The following is a 15,074-nucleotide window of genomic DNA, read 5'->3' on the forward strand; positions in this document are numbered from 1 at the left end:
GCTCCACTTTCTACAAAATGCACAATTTGCTCTCAAACTTTTATGGACTGCATTCATTTAACGGGAATTCGCGGCTATGGCTACACTGGGTATCTACCAGAAGAACAGGTGCTAGGACAATGGTTTGAGGTGGATGTGAGGTTATGGTTGGATATCTCCACAGCGGCCAAGACTGACGCGATCGAAGACACTTTAGATTATCGCAGCGTCATTAGCTTGATACAACATCTGATCAAAACGTCTAAGTTTGCTTTGGTGGAGAAATTGGTAGCGACGATTGCAGATTCTATCCTTCAAGAGTGCGATCGTGTAACAAAAGTCCAAGTCACTCTCAGCAAACCTGCCGCACCTATTCCAGACTTTGGTGGCAAAATTAGCATTGAACTGACTAAAATCAAGTCCAATATTTAATTCACAAAATGTGTTTTTTTCAATATCTATCAGCTAGCAAAGAACAGGGGGTTTACGTGGAACTTGGGAGTGTCTCACAATGAGAATTTTTCCTGCCATTAGCCCCAGCACCTGCTGATTATCAAAAAGCTAAAAAATACTGCTATCTGCTGATGATACCATTTCTTTGTGAGGCTGCGCCAAATTTTCTTTCTTCCTTTGTGTCCTTCTCTGAACGAGACGCTGCGCGAATGCGCCCTACCCTGCGGAAAGCTGCTTTGCATCTATGTGGTTCGTTCCTTATATAATTTGGCGCATCTTTATACAGAATTGCTAGCATTTAACTTGCATATTTTCAGAGGACAGGAATTGTGATTAAGTATTAACCAGAAGCTATAGGGCTAGTATTGGATTTGTAAAATATGCGTAGTGTTGTGGCAAGGTTAAAATAGTGCATTAAAAATGTATCAATTATTGAGATTTGAGCAACATAACTAATTTTTCTATTGTACACATTTAGGCTTGCCAAACTATTACAAGACTACTGATATTTTTTAAAACCAATTTACGATTTTTATCTGAATTTTTATAAGTAATACGAGTTCAATCATCATTCAATCTTTCAGACATTTGTAGATCGGAATCTAGACCTAATCTAATATAAAAGCTATTTGTAGGTCAAGCAGCATTAAACTCTTTAATTACAGCTAAAGATTTATTATTAATAATATAGTGATTGTATATTATATTACATATAACATACTTTAGATTTTTTAACTTATATTAAAGTAATATACTGGGATTTTAGGAAATTTTCTTCTTGATTAATTTTTATATAGATATTATACTTAGTATTTATACTTTCCCAATAAAAAATCATTGTATACATTTTAAAATCAGTTTCTGAGTGCTTGATAATTACATTCTAATTTGAATCTGATGTTAGTAGCATCATATTAGCTACCTAAATTAATCAAAATTAGCTTTGATAAGCATAGCAATTGCCGGAGATTAATAACATGATGCTATTTACTCATTAGTCAGTATTAATATCAAGTAAGAATACAGGGTAGTTAGAGATTGTTTATGATAAAATAAGCATTTTTAACTTGAGTTGACACTGGCAACAAGAATCTGAACCTTAGCAAACAGGTTATTGTAACATGTTCGCCCGCAAAATCCTAGTTGTTGAGGATGAAAAAAATATAGCCTCAAATATTAGAAAAAGTTTACAAAAATTAGGTTATTTAGTATTAGAAATAACTGAATCTGGTGAGGAAGCAATAAAAAAGGTAGCAGAAACTCATCCACATTTAGTATTAATTGATATCTGTCTAGCTGGAGAAATAGACGGTCTCCACTTAGCTGATATTATTCAGAATCACTTTCATGTGCCTGTAGTATATCTAACGGAGTATTCGGAATATAAAACATTACATAAAAATCAGCTAAGTGAGCCTTTTAGTTACATAGTCAAACCATTTCTTGAAAGTGATTTACATTTTGTGATTGAAATGACCCTGTACAAACATCAGAGCAAAAAAATATTATATGAAGAAAAACAGAGGTTGATGGCAATTATTAATAGTATGGGTTGTGCAGTGATTGTGACCTATGCAAATGGTTGTATTGAAATGATGAATCCCATAGCAGAACTAATCACTGGTTGGAAGCAAAGTGAAGCCTTCGGAAAAGATTTAATAGAAGTCGTTAACTTAGTTAATAAAGATGTAGGAGAAAAAATTGAAAATTTGGCTACTTATGTAATCGAAGCAGGTGAAGTTTTCAATTTACCAGAAAACTGTACATTGATTACCAAAGATGGCAAAGAAATAGCGATTGGAGATAATGTTGCACCTCTTTGCGATCGAGATGGCAATATTACTGGCGTGGTTTTAGTTTTTCAAGACATCACTAAACGTAAGCAGACAGAGGCGCAACTGATGCGTAATGCGTTTTATGATGGGCTAACAGAATTACCGAATCGTATTTTATTTTTAGATCGGCTCAGACAAACCATTGAACGTAGCAAACGCAGAAGCGATTATTATTTTGCAGTTTTATTTTTGGATTTAGATGGCTTCAAAGAGATTAACGATCGCTTTGGGCATGGAATAGGGGATGATTTTTTAGTAGCGATCGCTAGACGTTTAGAGTCGTGCTTACGTGGTGGCGATACTTTAGCACGATTTGGTGGTGATGAGTTTACTGTTCTTTTGGAGGATATTAAAGACATTACCGACGCTACCAATGTTGCCAAACGTATTCAAGACTCCTTACGATTGCCAGTTAATCTCAATGGATATCAATTATCTACTACAGCTAGTATTGGTATTACTTGGAATTTTAGCAGTTATGAGGAGCCTGCAACTGTGCTACGAGATGCTGATATTGCTATGTACCGAGCTAAACGGCAGGGAAAAGCTACTTATGCCATATTTAGTTAAGAATGGAATATGATACTCTAGGCGCTACTAAGGTTATGGTATAAAACCGAGAAGCCCCATAATTCTGTCATGGAAAAAACCGAAAAACAGAAAATGCTCACAGGCGAATTATACCTGGCGGAAGATCCAGAATTGGCCGCAGAAAGTAAGCGAGCTAGTCGTCTGTTGCGAAGGTACAATTCTACAACCGAAGAAGAGCAAGAGCAGCGACAGCAAATTTTGCAAGAATTATTTGGAAAGATCGGTGACAAAGTATTAATTGTGCCACCATTTCACTGTGGCTATGGTAGTAATATTTTCGCTGGCGACAGATTATATATGAACTATGGCTGTGTAATTTTAGACTGTAATACAGTTCACATTGGTGAAAATGTCTTGTGCGCTCCTTATGTGCAAATTTATACTGCTTATCACCCAACAGAGCCAGAAATTCGTCTTTCTGGTAGAGAATTAGCTGCCCCAATTAACATTGGTAACAATGTCTGGATTGGTGGCAGTGCAATTATTTGTCCAGGTGTAACTATTGGGGATAACACAACCATTGGTGCTGGCAGTGTAGTTGTCAAAGATATACCTGAGAATGTTGTCGCTGCTGGCAATCCCTGCCGCGTCATTCGGTATTTGTCGTAGAGTTTAAAATTTATATCCTCTGGCAATCCAATAGAGCCAGTCTGCGATCGCTTCTTGAGTTTCAGTGTCAGCATCAATGGCTGTTATTTCAGATAATTTTGCAGAATATACATCATCATCCTTACCATTAATATAAGCCACTTCTACAAGCATATCTTTTAAGCACTCATCATCTGGGGCCATTCCCAGCACTTCGACTTGTTTCTCCTCGACAGAAGCTGATTTGCGTCCCTTCTTAGTCCATTTAGCCATAAAGGGAAAATTCAGAGTTTCTTCGAGGTAATAGTACCAACCCATAGCCCGGTCTTCTTTATCTTCAGCATCTACAAGAATCTCTGTTTTAATGCGATGCTCTCGGTTTTCGTCGGCTTCAACACTAGGCATAAGATAACGCTCTACGTATAATGTATTTTGATAATATACCAAAATATTGGCTAGGAATAGTTTTTCTAAAATATAGTTAAGTATATAGAACTGACGCATAATATATCCTCCAACTCCCTTAAGAAAGGTGCTTTTAGGGTTACTTTTTTTATGCAGGAGCTAGATTTTGGTTACTCAGTGCGTAAGTCTTTATATATTTAGGTTATACAAAAAACCGCTTGTGATTGACAAACGGTTTTCTAATTATTGCCCTCAAAGAGGAAATTGTTTGTTGCGCCAAAATGCAAAGTTATTTCATAGCACTTAAGCGCGAAATTTTTCCGAAATTAAACAAGTCTCAAATCAGGGTAATTTGCCAGTACATCATCAGATGTTAGCGTATCATTTTCAGCTTGGGGAGTCCAAAGAACTTCAATTGCCAGAAGCTTGTCGCTAGGGATACTACCAATTTGCCGCAAAGCTTGACGCAAATCATCAGCAGTGTTAATAGCTGTGGGAATTTGAAACTTACCTAATGTTGCCGCCAACAAGGTGACGATAATGTATTCACCAGGACCTTCAGTAAATAGGCGGGTGGGGTTGTCGAGTTCACCAGCCGGAGGTAAAGCATCTTTGGCAAGGGCTGCTCTTAGCTGGTTGTTGACATTAGAAAGAGTTTCTTCGCTAAACTTGCTGCGTTCTGCCAGTGACAGGCGATTAAACTGACCTTCAGCTGAATTCAAACTGGCTTGTTGAGTGCCACCACCTGCATATACAAAGTATTCGGGATGACGGAGTAAAGCTAGGCTGGCTTCTTGGAGAATTTCTGCTCTGCCTTCTGGGGTGTTAGTATCAGCAGTTTCAGCAATCTGGTTGAGTTCATTTTGCAATTCACGAGCTTGAGCTAACAAACCTACTTGCAAACGAGTTACGGAAACAGGAGAGTTACTGCTGTAATCTGTTTCTCCAGTTTCACCGCTAGAGACGCGGCGGAAAGTTTGCAATAAGAAATTACCGATCGCCAAGAAAATCAAGATGGAAAATATACCACCAAATCCTCCACCAACACCCCAGAAGGGAATTAGGAAGGGAAAGCCAAAACCACCACCAAAACCACCACCTGGATAGTATCCGCCCCCGCCAGGAGGTGCATAGGTGCGCGGTGTATAGGTGCGACTGGAAGGTGCTCTAAAGGAGCCACCACCGATACGACCCCCACTGCGGGCTGCTAATGCGCCGTCAGCGTGACCAAGAGCCAAAGCTAACACCAAGCTTAGGGCTAGGAAGGTTTTTAACAGCGGTTTGATGGTTTGTTGTAGTTTTTTACGCATAAGACTATCGCTTGAAAAACGGAATTATTATTTATGATTTCTCCCGATTTTGGGAGCAGTGTTGCAGGATGTCGCTAACCTCAGCCCATAACAAGCAACTTTGTAGCATTCACGTAGCATTCACTTTTAGAGGCTACATATTCAATTTACCGCGTCTTATCTTGGGTAAGTAGCGATCGCAGGGGGGATTTCTCGACTGGGGAACCGTACCTGAAGACATGTTTATCCTCAAGTCAACTGAAAAGGATATCGCACTGCTGCTGCCAACACAAAGAAAATCTTTGAAGCTATGCGACTGGGAAGACAAGACAGTAAAAGAAATAAAATACTTGCACCCGCCCGCATTGAGATTACACGACGTAGCCTCAAGGATTTAGGCTTGCTGGCTCAAATCAACTAACCACCACCGACAATAGTTACCACTTCTAAGCGATCGCCTGGTTGCACTTTTGTTTGCGGCCAAAACTGGCGGTGTAAAATTTCGCCATTATACTCTACAGCCACCAAGCGGGGGTTAAAACCCAACTGTTGGAGTAAGTCGGGTAAAGAAGTTTGAAACGAACAGCTATGGGTTTCCCCATTTACCTGAATCGTAATCTCGTTAGACATAAATGTGGAGAATTGGGAATTGGGAATGGGGTATTAGGTATTGGTTACTTACTTTGGACAAATGACAAATGACTCTTTTAAAGTTCTGGTTTAATGCGATTGAGTTGAGAGAGCAAATATTGCGTTACTAGGGTAGGCTGTTCGGCTTGCATGAGCGATCGCACCACTGCTACACGTTCGGCTCCCGCATCGATCGCATCATTGATATTATTTGCATCTATTCCTCCAATCGCAAACCAGGGAATTGAGCAATTTTTGGCTGCATAGCTGACGTATTCTAGCCCTGTTGCTACCTTACCTAGTTTCGTGGGAGTTTCATAAACTGGCCCCACGCCAATGTAATCTACACCTTCAGCAATTGCTGCTTGCATTTCTTCTTTATTTGTGGTAGAAAGCCCTATCAGACGTTGCGAACCCAGTAATTGCCGAGCAACAGCAATGGGCATATCTTGTTGTCCCAGATGCACCCCATCGGCATCGACAGCTAAAGCTACATCCACGCGATCGTTAACGATGAACAAAGCGCCATAGATGTGGCATAACTGTCGTAATTTTCTCGCTTGTTCCAGACGCAAAGAATCATCGGCGGTTTTGTCGCGGTATTGTAATAGCGTTAATCCCCCTTTGAGTGCAGCTTCGACAGTGTTCAACAAATTTTCACTAGGGGAAGTCACAAGATACAAACGCGATCGCCATAACAATTGATGGCGCTGATGACCCATTAAACTACTTTCGAGGGTATAAACCTGATAGCGCATCTGCTTACAAGCTTTAGCCATATTTGGCAGGGTTAGCTTGCTGTATTCTTCCAACACCCGCAATGCTTCTTCTATCCGGCAAAAGTTAGCTTGCAACAACGATTTTATACTAGCTCGTTCTTCTTCTTGAGGATGAGTTAACTCAGTCCCAGGATCTCCTGGTGTATCTCGCGCCGCCCGCAATTCTGGGGTATGCCACTTGGCTACCTCTTGTCGTAGGCGTTTACATTCAAGAGCCAATTGGGCATTATTCAACCCAAACCGACACCATTCCTCAATAATTCGCAAGCCCTCACGAGCGCGGTCTAAATTGGCATCTAAAATGCGGTAAACAACTTGCTGTATTTGCTCTTTTTGGCTGTATGGCTCGACCATCACAACAACCCCATTAGTGCTTTCATCGAAGTGTGAATTATCATAAGTCCTAGTAACCATAAGTTAATTAATTTGCTTTTTTTTACTAATTCTTGCGGAATCTACGTAAAACAACGTAGTAGTGAGGGTTACGGTAAATTATCCCATGTTCCTATAGACAGTGATAAGGGTAGTTTGAGGCTACAGTTTTGCACTGAGCTTAGTCAAGTATTTTTATGGTAAATAACAAGCTTGCAAAGGACTGCCAAAAGGGAATACATCAGAAAATCCACAATAGATATATTAGTAAAAACAATGTAGAGACTAGGGCGTGTTTTCAAACCTTTCTTGAAGCATCTGAGTCTTTGGAGATCCCCCCAACCCCCCTTAAAAAGGGGGGCTTTTAGAGTTTCTTTTCCCCCCTGAGATTTGCGGGTAGAGGTACTGATTCGACCTTAAGAAGGGGGGCTTTTAGAGTTTCTTTTCCCCCCTTCTTAAGGGGGGTAAGGGGGGATCTTCGAGTTTGAAAACAGTCTCTAGCAGTGTTACATCTCTACAAGGGTTTTGGATAACGCATATTTAATTTCACTTTTATATCTATTTAGATATGGGAGTGAAATTGACGTAGGTACAATTCATGAATTATGCCTACGAAGGATTTTGGGCAACGCACAACTAATTTCTGGAGATGTCTAATATCATTTATTACTATGTATTAAATATCGCCAATCGATCAATATATGAGTAATATTATCGACATAATACTCTTTAGAGAGTATAAGAATTTATTGTTATTTCTAAGGAGTCGTGTTAAATATGATTCTCCCTCTTGTGTTTACTAAGTACCGTAGAGTGGATGTTCTGTTTGCAAAGCTGAAGTTTCTGAAATCAGCAAGGCTTTTATTTTTTAGGTTTTCAGTATTATCTTTTACTGTAGGTATGGGGGCAGCAAGTATAGCGTTCCTGGGTATAAACCTGGATAGTGCGTTAGCAAAGCTCGCCGTTGGCGAAGCCTCTCGTAGAGAAGGCATCGCTCAAATTCCATCGACACCAGATTCAGCGCCTCTGAATCAGAAAACACCTTCTCAGACTAATGTGCTATTTGTCAATCCTGGTGTTGGAGATGATAAGGCAGGCAATGGCAGCGAATCCGCTCCGATAAAAACGATTACCCAAGCCTTGCGATTAGCTAACGCCAATACTCTAATTATGCTCTCCACGGGTACTTATAGCGCCGAAACAGGAGAAGAATTTCCCTTAATAATGAAACCGGGTATTTCAATTCAAGGCAACCCCAGCAATCAAGGTAAAGACATTATCATTCAAGGAGGCGGTGATTACCTGAGTCGGAGCTTTGCCGGTCAAAATGTCACAATTGTGGGAGCAAACCAAGTCTTGCTGACTGGGGTAACGGTGACGAACTCTAATCGCCGTGGTTACGGTTTATGGATTGAATCTAGCAATCCGGTAGTCGCGGAAAATACATTTATTGGTAGTACCCAAGATGGGATTTCTGTCTGTGGTAATGCTGCACCCACCATTAGCAAGAATTACTTCGATCGCAATGGAGCCAATGGCATCACAATTGCTGGTAACTCTAGTCCCCAAGTGAAGGAAAATGTCTTTCACCAAACAGGTTTTGGCATTAATATTGCCCAAAACGCCGCTCCTATACTTATAGGTAATCAAATTCAGAACAATAGATCGGGAATTGTCGTACAAGCAAAAGCCCACCCGATTTTGCGGAATAATTCTATTCAAGATAATAAAGAAGATGGTTTAGTTGCGATCGCTCAAGCAATGCCCGATTTGGGTAGTGCATCGGAACCTGGGGGTAATACATTTCAAAATAATGCTCGCTATGATATTAACGCCAGCGCTGCTAAACAGGTGATTTCTGCTGCTGGTAACAACCTTGTAAGCGATCGCATCACTGGCAAGGTAGATATTAACGGGACAATAGCACTAGCAACCGAAAATTCTCAACCCGCTCCCAACAACGTATTACGACAAATACCAGCAAACGGTGAAATCACCTTCTCGGCTCCCGAAATCCCTGAAACTACTAATGGGCAAACCAGCAACAGCATTTCAGCAAATAATCCTGTGTCTGGGCAATTAAACAGTCAACTGCTGCCATTAATGCCAGCCAATAATGTACCGCTTTCTCTGCCTATATCCAATCAACAACTACCTACTTCTAGCGTCGCCGGATTTCCTACTCCTAGCAGCTTGTCAGGTAGACAAGTATCAACTAACACTTCAAGAGTTACAACTTCCAGTCCAGCACAGCCACCTGATACACCACAGTTAAATTATGTGCGGATCGATCCTAATACCATTCAGTTTTCTGCCCCTGAGTCCCCATCCAATTCAGTTGCACAGCCACCAGTTGCAAGTACGAGGGAGCAAACACAGCAGCCATTACCAACACTAGAAACTGCTGCCCCAGGTGCTTCAGAACTTTTACCACTTCCCAATCGCAATATCCCCATTGTTAATACTCGCAATCTGCAAACAAGTTCTGCAAGTATTCCCGATAGTGGTAACTCTGCAAGACAATTTGGTGTGCGTTATCGCATAGTAGTGCCACTTGCAACTGATAAGGATCGAGATTTAGTGCGATCGCTTGCTCCTGGTGCGTTTCTCACAGTTTGGGATGGTCAAAGAGTTATGCAAGCAGGAGTATTTAGCAGTGAATATAACGCTAAAGAAATGCTCAAAACACTCTCTAATAAAGGTTTAAGAGCCATTATGGAGCCGTTGAATTGAGTAGGGAATTGTGCATGGGGCAAAAGAGGTGGAGGATACTTTCACGCTTCGATCGCTGCACTGTTAGGAAAATCGTCTCTAAATTTGTTAGAGCAAAAGAGGTGGAGGATACTTTCACGCTTTGATCGCCCCTGAATTCAAATAGCATAGAACCAGATAACCACAAGACCACACTATGACTCCACAACTCGAAGCTGCGATCGCTGCCATCCAACTGCTCTCATCTACAGAACGTCAACAACTGCTGCAAATCCTTACCCAAAGCAATTCATCCTCACACTCTCAAACCGATCTTAAAAATCTCAGTAATCAGTTTTGGCAAGACACCACGCTCAAGCAGCTACTCGCCACCCAGACCCCTATTACCGTTCATAACCTCAAATATCTCGCTGCTGACTTTTGGCCTGAAGAAGACTCCATCAAGGATTTTCTCACCTTCCTGCGACAGCAGCGCCAAGAGGCGATCTAACCAAACTGCCATGAGTCTTCTCCTCATTGATACTGATATCGCTTCCTTCATCCTCAAAGGTAGTGATTATGCCGACCCTTACTTGCCACTTTTGAGTGGTCAGGAATTGGCACTGTCATTCATGACCGTTGCTGAACTGTTTCAGTGGGCAATTTTGCGTCAGTGGGGCGATCGTCGCCTCACACAGCTAGAACAATACCTGTCGAATTACCTGATCATTCCAGTCGATCAATCCCTTTGTCGAGAATGGGCACAGGTTCGTGCCAATCGACAAAGCGCGGGACGACCAATATCCCCACAAGATGCTTGGATTGCCGCAACGGTTCTACACTACGACTTACCGCTAGTAACTCACAACATCAAAGACTTCCTAGAAATTCCCAATCTACGGCTTATTACCCCTTCACCTTAATACCGCATTTGTATTCTTACTTCTTGACAACTTGTATTTATTCGTTCGTTGCAGTCAACCTGGCGAATATGAAGGTCAAATCCTTTTCATTCCTTTTGTTGATTGTCATCGGTGATCGCGGGTCAAAATGAAATCAATTGCCTTAAGAGAGCGATCGCTTTTCTAATGTGGGGGAGGCAATCGCGGTTTCATTAAAGGAGCGATCGCACACCCTTATATCTGCGCTGATTTGGCTACTTGCCTCTGGATACAGCAGGCTGAGTTTTTTCCGTTTTACCAACTTTCGGTGATTGGGGATCGGCTAATATAGCAGGAGGCAGGAGGCAGGAGGTAGAACTATTACTATTCCTAGCATTCACGCTTGTCATTATGTCCTAACCTATGTGACTACGGCTATATCATGTCCGCCTAATTAGTTATAATTCCCGCATTTGTGCAAAAATCAGGAAAACCTCTTTCCCCCTTGCTCCCTGCTCCCTGCTCCCCTGCCTCTTGTGACGAATGAACTCACACGCTTGGCTCAGTCCAATGGTGTGTAAATATCTTCCGAGTTAGGATTGAGGTAGGGACGCTCTATGTCAAGCCCCAACTGCTCAAAATGTTGGATGATATATTTCATCCGAGCTTGTTTTGATTCATCACCGTTTTGATGAGCTTTAAGCATTGCATTGGCAACAATTTCGCAGCGGTTTTCTCCAAACTGTTGTTGAGCTACAAACTTCAGTTCAGAAGCAGGATGTTCGGCTAACCCAATACCAGGTGCGAGTACCTTGGTAAATATGGGAACCTGCTCCCGAAAATGAGATTTATTTTCTGCATAAATCGTCTGTAAGACTGGTAAAAGAATTTCTTTGTATCGGTAAGATTCATCTGGATTATAAGGAAATTTGAGAAATCCTGAGTTATACAACCTGTAGTTCAAAGGGTTATGTAATACCTCGAAGGCGAAGGGAACTTTAACTTCATTCAATTTTGTCGTTAAATATTTCATAGTCCAAACAGCAGCTTCAGGACTGAAGTTGAAGTAAACAACTATTCCGTCACTGTGAAACTTTAGAGGCGGTAAACCACCTATGCGATCGCCATTTGCTCTATACCTATTTCCATTAATAAAGCTAGAAGGTAACAATACTGCTACTGGATCGTTTACAGTAGCAGATTGCAGGGATAATGGAAGATGACGCTCTCGCTGGATGTGTAGAATCCCACCATCGAATTCTGCGGCTAGGCTACCATCAGTTTCCTGTCTTATGATCCGGTATCCTGGATGAAAAAAACCTCTCCCATGATTATTTCTATCCAGTTGTTCATAAAATTCCCAGTCTATTTCTCTGGAATCTATTTCTTGTAGAATTTGTGCGTTCGTCTTAATTCCTGGGCTGACTTCTGTTGTACGCGAACCCTCAAAGTAAATGCTATATATAAATTTTAATAACTGAGAATTTAAATACTTATATTGAATGGACTGAGGCATTTTTTGTAGTTGTGCCACAGTAGCAGCAGGAGTTTCTATAGGAGGATAGTGAGAATGACTGATGCGGAATTCTGAGGATTCTATTTGAATGTTGTCAGCAATATCATGTAAAGTCTCCTGTAAAGTAGGTGGGAATTGCATGATAGATACTCCTACATTTTATTGTTGACACTTGATTTAATCAAAAATTTTAATTTGTTAAATTGACAGAAATTTTTCTGGCTTACAGAGTAATTGTGCAGCAATAAAAAAATATAGCTTTTGGTGACTTAAAGCCATCTCTGGCTGAAGTTGAAATTCTGTGAGGAGTTGATAAATCAAACCAAGTCCAGCAAACTGAATAACCCGCTGAAGAAATTCTGGATAATCTTCTAAAACCTTTGGGTAAGTATTGATATAAGCTTTTGTCATGGCTACAATTGAAGTCCGAACGACTTCTAGAGGGATTGTAGCTAGCTGTATAGATTTTTTAATCTCAATAGCCGGATGTACAATCATACTATTGAGCCAGAAGAGAAAATAGCCAAGAATTGCTTTTCCTAAATCGCAAGCTGGATCGCCCCAACTACATGCTTCCCAATCAACAATTTTAATTAGGCTTTTATCAGTATTCTGAATTTCCGATACTAACTTCTCCCAATACCGGGGTATAAAAATCTTATGAAATTGAATATTATTGTGTGTTAAACAGCAGCGACGATGATTCAAAACCAGTTCTGTAACAACTTCCCTCACAGCTTCAGATTGTTGAAAAATACCAAGAAATCTCCAAGAAAGTGCTTGAGTTTTCTTTAAACTCTCAGGTTCAATACGGCTGACAAGATAGTCAGAAAGATAATCAGGATAAGGAAGTTGGTACTTAAGTTTACATTCTTCCAACTCAGTTAGAAAAGTGTAGCACTCCTGAGAACTCATCGTCTGTGAATGTAGCTTTGCTAAACTTGTTCCCAGCAATTCTGCAAGCGCAATTGGGAAAACTTCCTGATTTTCATAAAAACTTTGTAAGGTAATATAATTATTTGGGCATTTGTATATTAATATCGAACTGCTGTCATCAAAATGCAGGACTTCTGGAGTTAATGAGGAAGCATAATCTAAATCTTTGTGAGACTGGAAAAAATTATAAAGCTTCCACTCTTTATAAATTCTAATGTCGTTATCAAGTGTACTAAAATGAGGTAGCTGCTTAACAAATAGCTTGCCCCGATTTTGGCTTAACTCGATGACCCAACGAAAAGTTCTGCTATTAACGTCAACTTTTAGATAGTCTAAGTCGTCTTTTTGGCATATAGCGGCGTCAATTAAGTAATCAAATAGGTTTTTATAGTTAAGTTTGATAGTCACAAAAAGCTTCTTTATTATTAATCAGACGAGTGTATTTTCTGACTGAGTTAATTTAATTCAAAAGTAAATATAGAGTGGGCTAATACTCACTCTATATTTAACTTAACTAAGTAAAATTAGTTTGACGTGCCAAGTATCAGGCTTTGGACGAGCAATTAAGGTTAGTTACACAAAAGTAGGGTCAGCCGGCTCTGGTTATCATCTATATCTACATTTACAGTTCCAGCCTTCACCTTTGCGCCTACATCTGCTCCTCCAGTTATTTGAGCTATTTCACTATCGGTCAGTTCATTTAAGAAGCTTTCTGAATCGACAAACAAGTCAATTCCGGAGACTGTGATGTCATTTGTGATTTGATTAGCTATGTTTTTCATTAGTTGAATGGTTTCAAATTTATTCTTAATTACTAATATCAAATCCTCTTTAGAAAGTCTTTCTCTCTTAAGGAATAAATTCAGTAAACCGAAAGATTTTGCGTTAGCGAATTCCGAATTTATAAGTAGGAAAAGTAGGTAGACCGAAAACTTCTGTAACCACAGAAGTTTATTGAATGAGGTAGATCGTATTCAACTAATATATATATGATATGTCAAAAATTCAACGGCATATATATGTCTACAGAATTAGCATTCAGGTAGGAACGCTGCAATTCCACTCCCACTCGTGAGAATTGCTTGAGGATAGAGGTAATCCGCCCCTCTGGGGAGTCATCAAGCGAGTGCCAAGCCTCCAGCAAACCATTGGCAATAATTTGGCAGCGGTTCATCCCAAAGCTTTCTTGTTCTGCAAATTTGCGGTCTGGTTCCTCTGCTAAACCAAGCCCTGGTGCCAAGAACTTGGTGAATAGGGGGACATCTGGGTTAAAATGCTCTTTTGTTTGTGCATAGACACTCTCAAGTCCCTGCCGGACAACTTGGTAGTTACTCTTCTCGAAATAGAGGACTCCTGAATCATAGCGCCTGTATTCACTTGGGTTGTATAGCACTTTAAAAGTAAAGGAAATTGAGATATCGTTCAACTCGCGTGTCAGACTGTCCATGACCGCTACTGCACCTTCTGGGCTGAAATTGAAATAAATTCGCACGATTTCTGGCTCGCGGTTTGGATGACTATTACTCCGTGGTCCCGCATTGCTCACTGCCATGTAGAATCCGCTTTGCACGAAATTACGAGGCATTCGGATAGCCACCAACTCACCTATAGCGGCAGATTGTTCGGCGAGTTGGAGATGCTTGTCTGGTTCAATGTATAAAGTTAAACCACCCTTGGTAACAGCAAGAGTGCCATCACTTTCTTGCCTCACCACAGACCAACCTGGGTCGAAATAGCCGTTGCCCCGATTTGACGAGTGCAATTGTTCGTAAAATGCTATGTCTACTCCGAGGCGGGTGTTATTCTCTAAATCCTGGTGCAGTGCCAAACCCGCTGAATCGGCGTCTGGTGCGAGAGTTGCTCGCATAGAGCCATTGTAATAGATACCGTAGAGAAACGATCGCAGTTGGAGGCCAAAATACTTATTCTGAATATCCGCAGGCATTTGCTGGAAGCGGGCGACGACCTCATCTGGTAATTCCAAAGGTTTGTAATTTGGATGGCTAATACAGAAGTTGGAGTGGAGTTGCACATTGCTGACGATATCTTGCAAAGTATCCAGCAGCTGTTGTGAAGCAGAATTTGGCTGTTGAGTTTGAGAAAAATTTCCTAGTTGCATATAGTTTCGT

15 protein-coding genes are annotated in these 15,074 nt (G+C 40.8%); 6 read left to right on the top strand and 9 right to left on the bottom strand.

The window, feature by feature from the left end; translation table 11 throughout:
- Nucleotides 1–42 precede the first annotated feature (42 nt).
- From folB to V7K41_RS20225, 3 genes are all read left to right on the top strand, one after another.
- Nucleotides 43–411 (top strand): dihydroneopterin aldolase, encoded by a 369-nt coding sequence (gene folB, locus V7K41_RS20215; RefSeq protein WP_292863749.1) that lies wholly within the window; start codon nucleotides 43–45, stop codon nucleotides 409–411.
- A gap of 1,142 nt (nucleotides 412–1,553) precedes the next feature.
- Complete coding sequence (locus V7K41_RS20220; protein WP_334851013.1) at nucleotides 1,554–2,837, top strand: GGDEF domain-containing response regulator; 1,284 nt, start codon at nucleotides 1,554–1,556, stop codon at nucleotides 2,835–2,837.
- A 69-nt stretch (nucleotides 2,838–2,906) separates the two neighbouring features.
- On the top strand, nucleotides 2,907–3,467 hold the full coding sequence (locus V7K41_RS20225) for a sugar O-acetyltransferase (RefSeq protein WP_334851015.1): 561 nt from the start codon (nucleotides 2,907–2,909) through the stop codon (nucleotides 3,465–3,467).
- A gap of 3 nt (nucleotides 3,468–3,470) precedes the next feature.
- Here V7K41_RS20225 and V7K41_RS20230 read toward each other — a convergent pair whose 3' ends face one another.
- The 4 genes from V7K41_RS20230 to V7K41_RS20245 all read right to left on the bottom strand — a co-directional run bounded on the left by V7K41_RS20230 (nucleotide 3,471) and on the right by V7K41_RS20245 (nucleotide 6,963).
- On the bottom strand, nucleotides 3,471–3,851 hold the full coding sequence (locus V7K41_RS20230) for a calcium-binding protein (protein WP_334851188.1): 381 nt from the start codon (nucleotides 3,849–3,851) through the stop codon (nucleotides 3,471–3,473).
- A 326-nt stretch (nucleotides 3,852–4,177) separates the two neighbouring features.
- On the bottom strand, nucleotides 4,178–5,161 hold the full coding sequence (locus V7K41_RS20235) for a DUF1517 domain-containing protein (protein WP_334851017.1): 984 nt from the start codon (nucleotides 5,159–5,161) through the stop codon (nucleotides 4,178–4,180).
- Between the two features lie 396 nt (nucleotides 5,162–5,557).
- On the bottom strand, nucleotides 5,558–5,770 hold the full coding sequence (gene thiS, locus V7K41_RS20240) for a sulfur carrier protein ThiS (protein WP_094349580.1): 213 nt from the start codon (nucleotides 5,768–5,770) through the stop codon (nucleotides 5,558–5,560).
- Between the two features lie 77 nt (nucleotides 5,771–5,847).
- On the bottom strand, nucleotides 5,848–6,963 hold the full coding sequence (locus V7K41_RS20245) for a thiamine phosphate synthase (RefSeq protein WP_334851018.1): 1,116 nt from the start codon (nucleotides 6,961–6,963) through the stop codon (nucleotides 5,848–5,850).
- A gap of 735 nt (nucleotides 6,964–7,698) precedes the next feature.
- Between V7K41_RS20245 and V7K41_RS20250 the strand changes: the two genes are divergently transcribed.
- From V7K41_RS20250 to V7K41_RS20260, 3 genes are all read left to right on the top strand, one after another.
- Complete coding sequence (locus tag V7K41_RS20250; RefSeq protein ID WP_334851020.1) at nucleotides 7,699–9,654, top strand: DUF1565 domain-containing protein; 1,956 nt, start codon at nucleotides 7,699–7,701, stop codon at nucleotides 9,652–9,654.
- A gap of 175 nt (nucleotides 9,655–9,829) precedes the next feature.
- Nucleotides 9,830–10,123 (top strand): hypothetical protein, encoded by a 294-nt coding sequence (locus tag V7K41_RS20255; RefSeq protein WP_334851022.1) that lies wholly within the window; start codon nucleotides 9,830–9,832, stop codon nucleotides 10,121–10,123.
- A gap of 10 nt (nucleotides 10,124–10,133) precedes the next feature.
- Nucleotides 10,134–10,535 carry a type II toxin-antitoxin system VapC family toxin gene (locus V7K41_RS20260; protein WP_334851023.1) on the top strand — a complete coding sequence of 134 codons (402 nt, stop codon included), beginning with the start codon at nucleotides 10,134–10,136 and terminating at the stop codon, nucleotides 10,533–10,535.
- A 142-nt stretch (nucleotides 10,536–10,677) separates the two neighbouring features.
- On the opposite strand, the gene V7K41_RS20265 is transcribed toward V7K41_RS20260, so the two are convergent.
- The 5 genes from V7K41_RS20265 to V7K41_RS20285 all read right to left on the bottom strand — a co-directional run bounded on the left by V7K41_RS20265 (nucleotide 10,678) and on the right by V7K41_RS20285 (nucleotide 15,064).
- The gene (locus V7K41_RS20265; RefSeq protein WP_334851026.1) at nucleotides 10,678–10,815 is read right to left on the bottom strand and encodes a hypothetical protein; all 138 of its coding nucleotides are present in this window, start codon (nucleotides 10,813–10,815) and stop codon (nucleotides 10,678–10,680) included.
- Nucleotides 10,816–11,055: 240 nt separating this feature from the next.
- Nucleotides 11,056–12,150, bottom strand: a complete 1,095-nt coding sequence (locus tag V7K41_RS20270; RefSeq protein ID WP_334851028.1) for a T3SS effector HopA1 family protein — start codon at nucleotides 12,148–12,150, stop codon at nucleotides 11,056–11,058.
- A 57-nt stretch (nucleotides 12,151–12,207) separates the two neighbouring features.
- Nucleotides 12,208–13,353 (bottom strand): hypothetical protein, encoded by a 1,146-nt coding sequence (locus V7K41_RS20275; protein WP_334851030.1) that lies wholly within the window; start codon nucleotides 13,351–13,353, stop codon nucleotides 12,208–12,210.
- A 161-nt stretch (nucleotides 13,354–13,514) separates the two neighbouring features.
- Nucleotides 13,515–13,727, bottom strand: coding sequence for a hypothetical protein (locus V7K41_RS20280; protein WP_334851031.1), 213 nt, complete (start codon nucleotides 13,725–13,727; stop codon nucleotides 13,515–13,517).
- 215 nt (nucleotides 13,728–13,942) lie between these two features.
- Complete coding sequence (locus V7K41_RS20285; protein ID WP_334851032.1) at nucleotides 13,943–15,064, bottom strand: T3SS effector HopA1 family protein; 1,122 nt, start codon at nucleotides 15,062–15,064, stop codon at nucleotides 13,943–13,945.
- Nucleotides 15,065–15,074 lie beyond the last annotated feature (10 nt).

Source organism: Nostoc sp. (assembly GCF_036917415.1).
Classification (GTDB): Bacteria; Cyanobacteriota; Cyanobacteriia; order Cyanobacteriales; family Nostocaceae; genus Nostoc.

Excerpts from the sequence above, each read along its gene's own strand:
- V7K41_RS20250 (WP_334851020.1), top strand. The coding sequence starts at position 7,699 with ATGATTCTCCCTCTTGTGTTTACTAAGTACCGTAGAGTGGATGTTCTG.
- V7K41_RS20225 (WP_334851015.1), top strand. The coding sequence starts at position 2,907 with ATGGAAAAAACCGAAAAACAGAAAATGCTCACAGGCGAATTATACCTG.
- V7K41_RS20280 (WP_334851031.1), bottom strand. The coding sequence starts at position 13,727 with ATGAAAAACATAGCTAATCAAATCACAAATGACATCACAGTCTCCGGA.
- folB (WP_292863749.1), top strand. The coding sequence starts at position 43 with ATGGACTGCATTCATTTAACGGGAATTCGCGGCTATGGCTACACTGGG.
- V7K41_RS20230 (WP_334851188.1), bottom strand. The coding sequence starts at position 3,851 with ATGCCTAGTGTTGAAGCCGACGAAAACCGAGAGCATCGCATTAAAACA.
- V7K41_RS20220 (WP_334851013.1), top strand. The coding sequence starts at position 1,554 with ATGTTCGCCCGCAAAATCCTAGTTGTTGAGGATGAAAAAAATATAGCC.
- thiS (WP_094349580.1), bottom strand. The coding sequence starts at position 5,770 with ATGTCTAACGAGATTACGATTCAGGTAAATGGGGAAACCCATAGCTGT.
- V7K41_RS20255 (WP_334851022.1), top strand. The coding sequence starts at position 9,830 with ATGACTCCACAACTCGAAGCTGCGATCGCTGCCATCCAACTGCTCTCA.
- V7K41_RS20235 (WP_334851017.1), bottom strand. The coding sequence starts at position 5,161 with ATGCGTAAAAAACTACAACAAACCATCAAACCGCTGTTAAAAACCTTC.
- V7K41_RS20245 (WP_334851018.1), bottom strand. The coding sequence starts at position 6,963 with ATGGTTACTAGGACTTATGATAATTCACACTTCGATGAAAGCACTAAT.
- V7K41_RS20270 (WP_334851028.1), bottom strand. The coding sequence starts at position 12,150 with ATGCAATTCCCACCTACTTTACAGGAGACTTTACATGATATTGCTGAC.
- V7K41_RS20285 (WP_334851032.1), bottom strand. The coding sequence starts at position 15,064 with ATGCAACTAGGAAATTTTTCTCAAACTCAACAGCCAAATTCTGCTTCA.
- V7K41_RS20260 (WP_334851023.1), top strand. The coding sequence starts at position 10,134 with ATGAGTCTTCTCCTCATTGATACTGATATCGCTTCCTTCATCCTCAAA.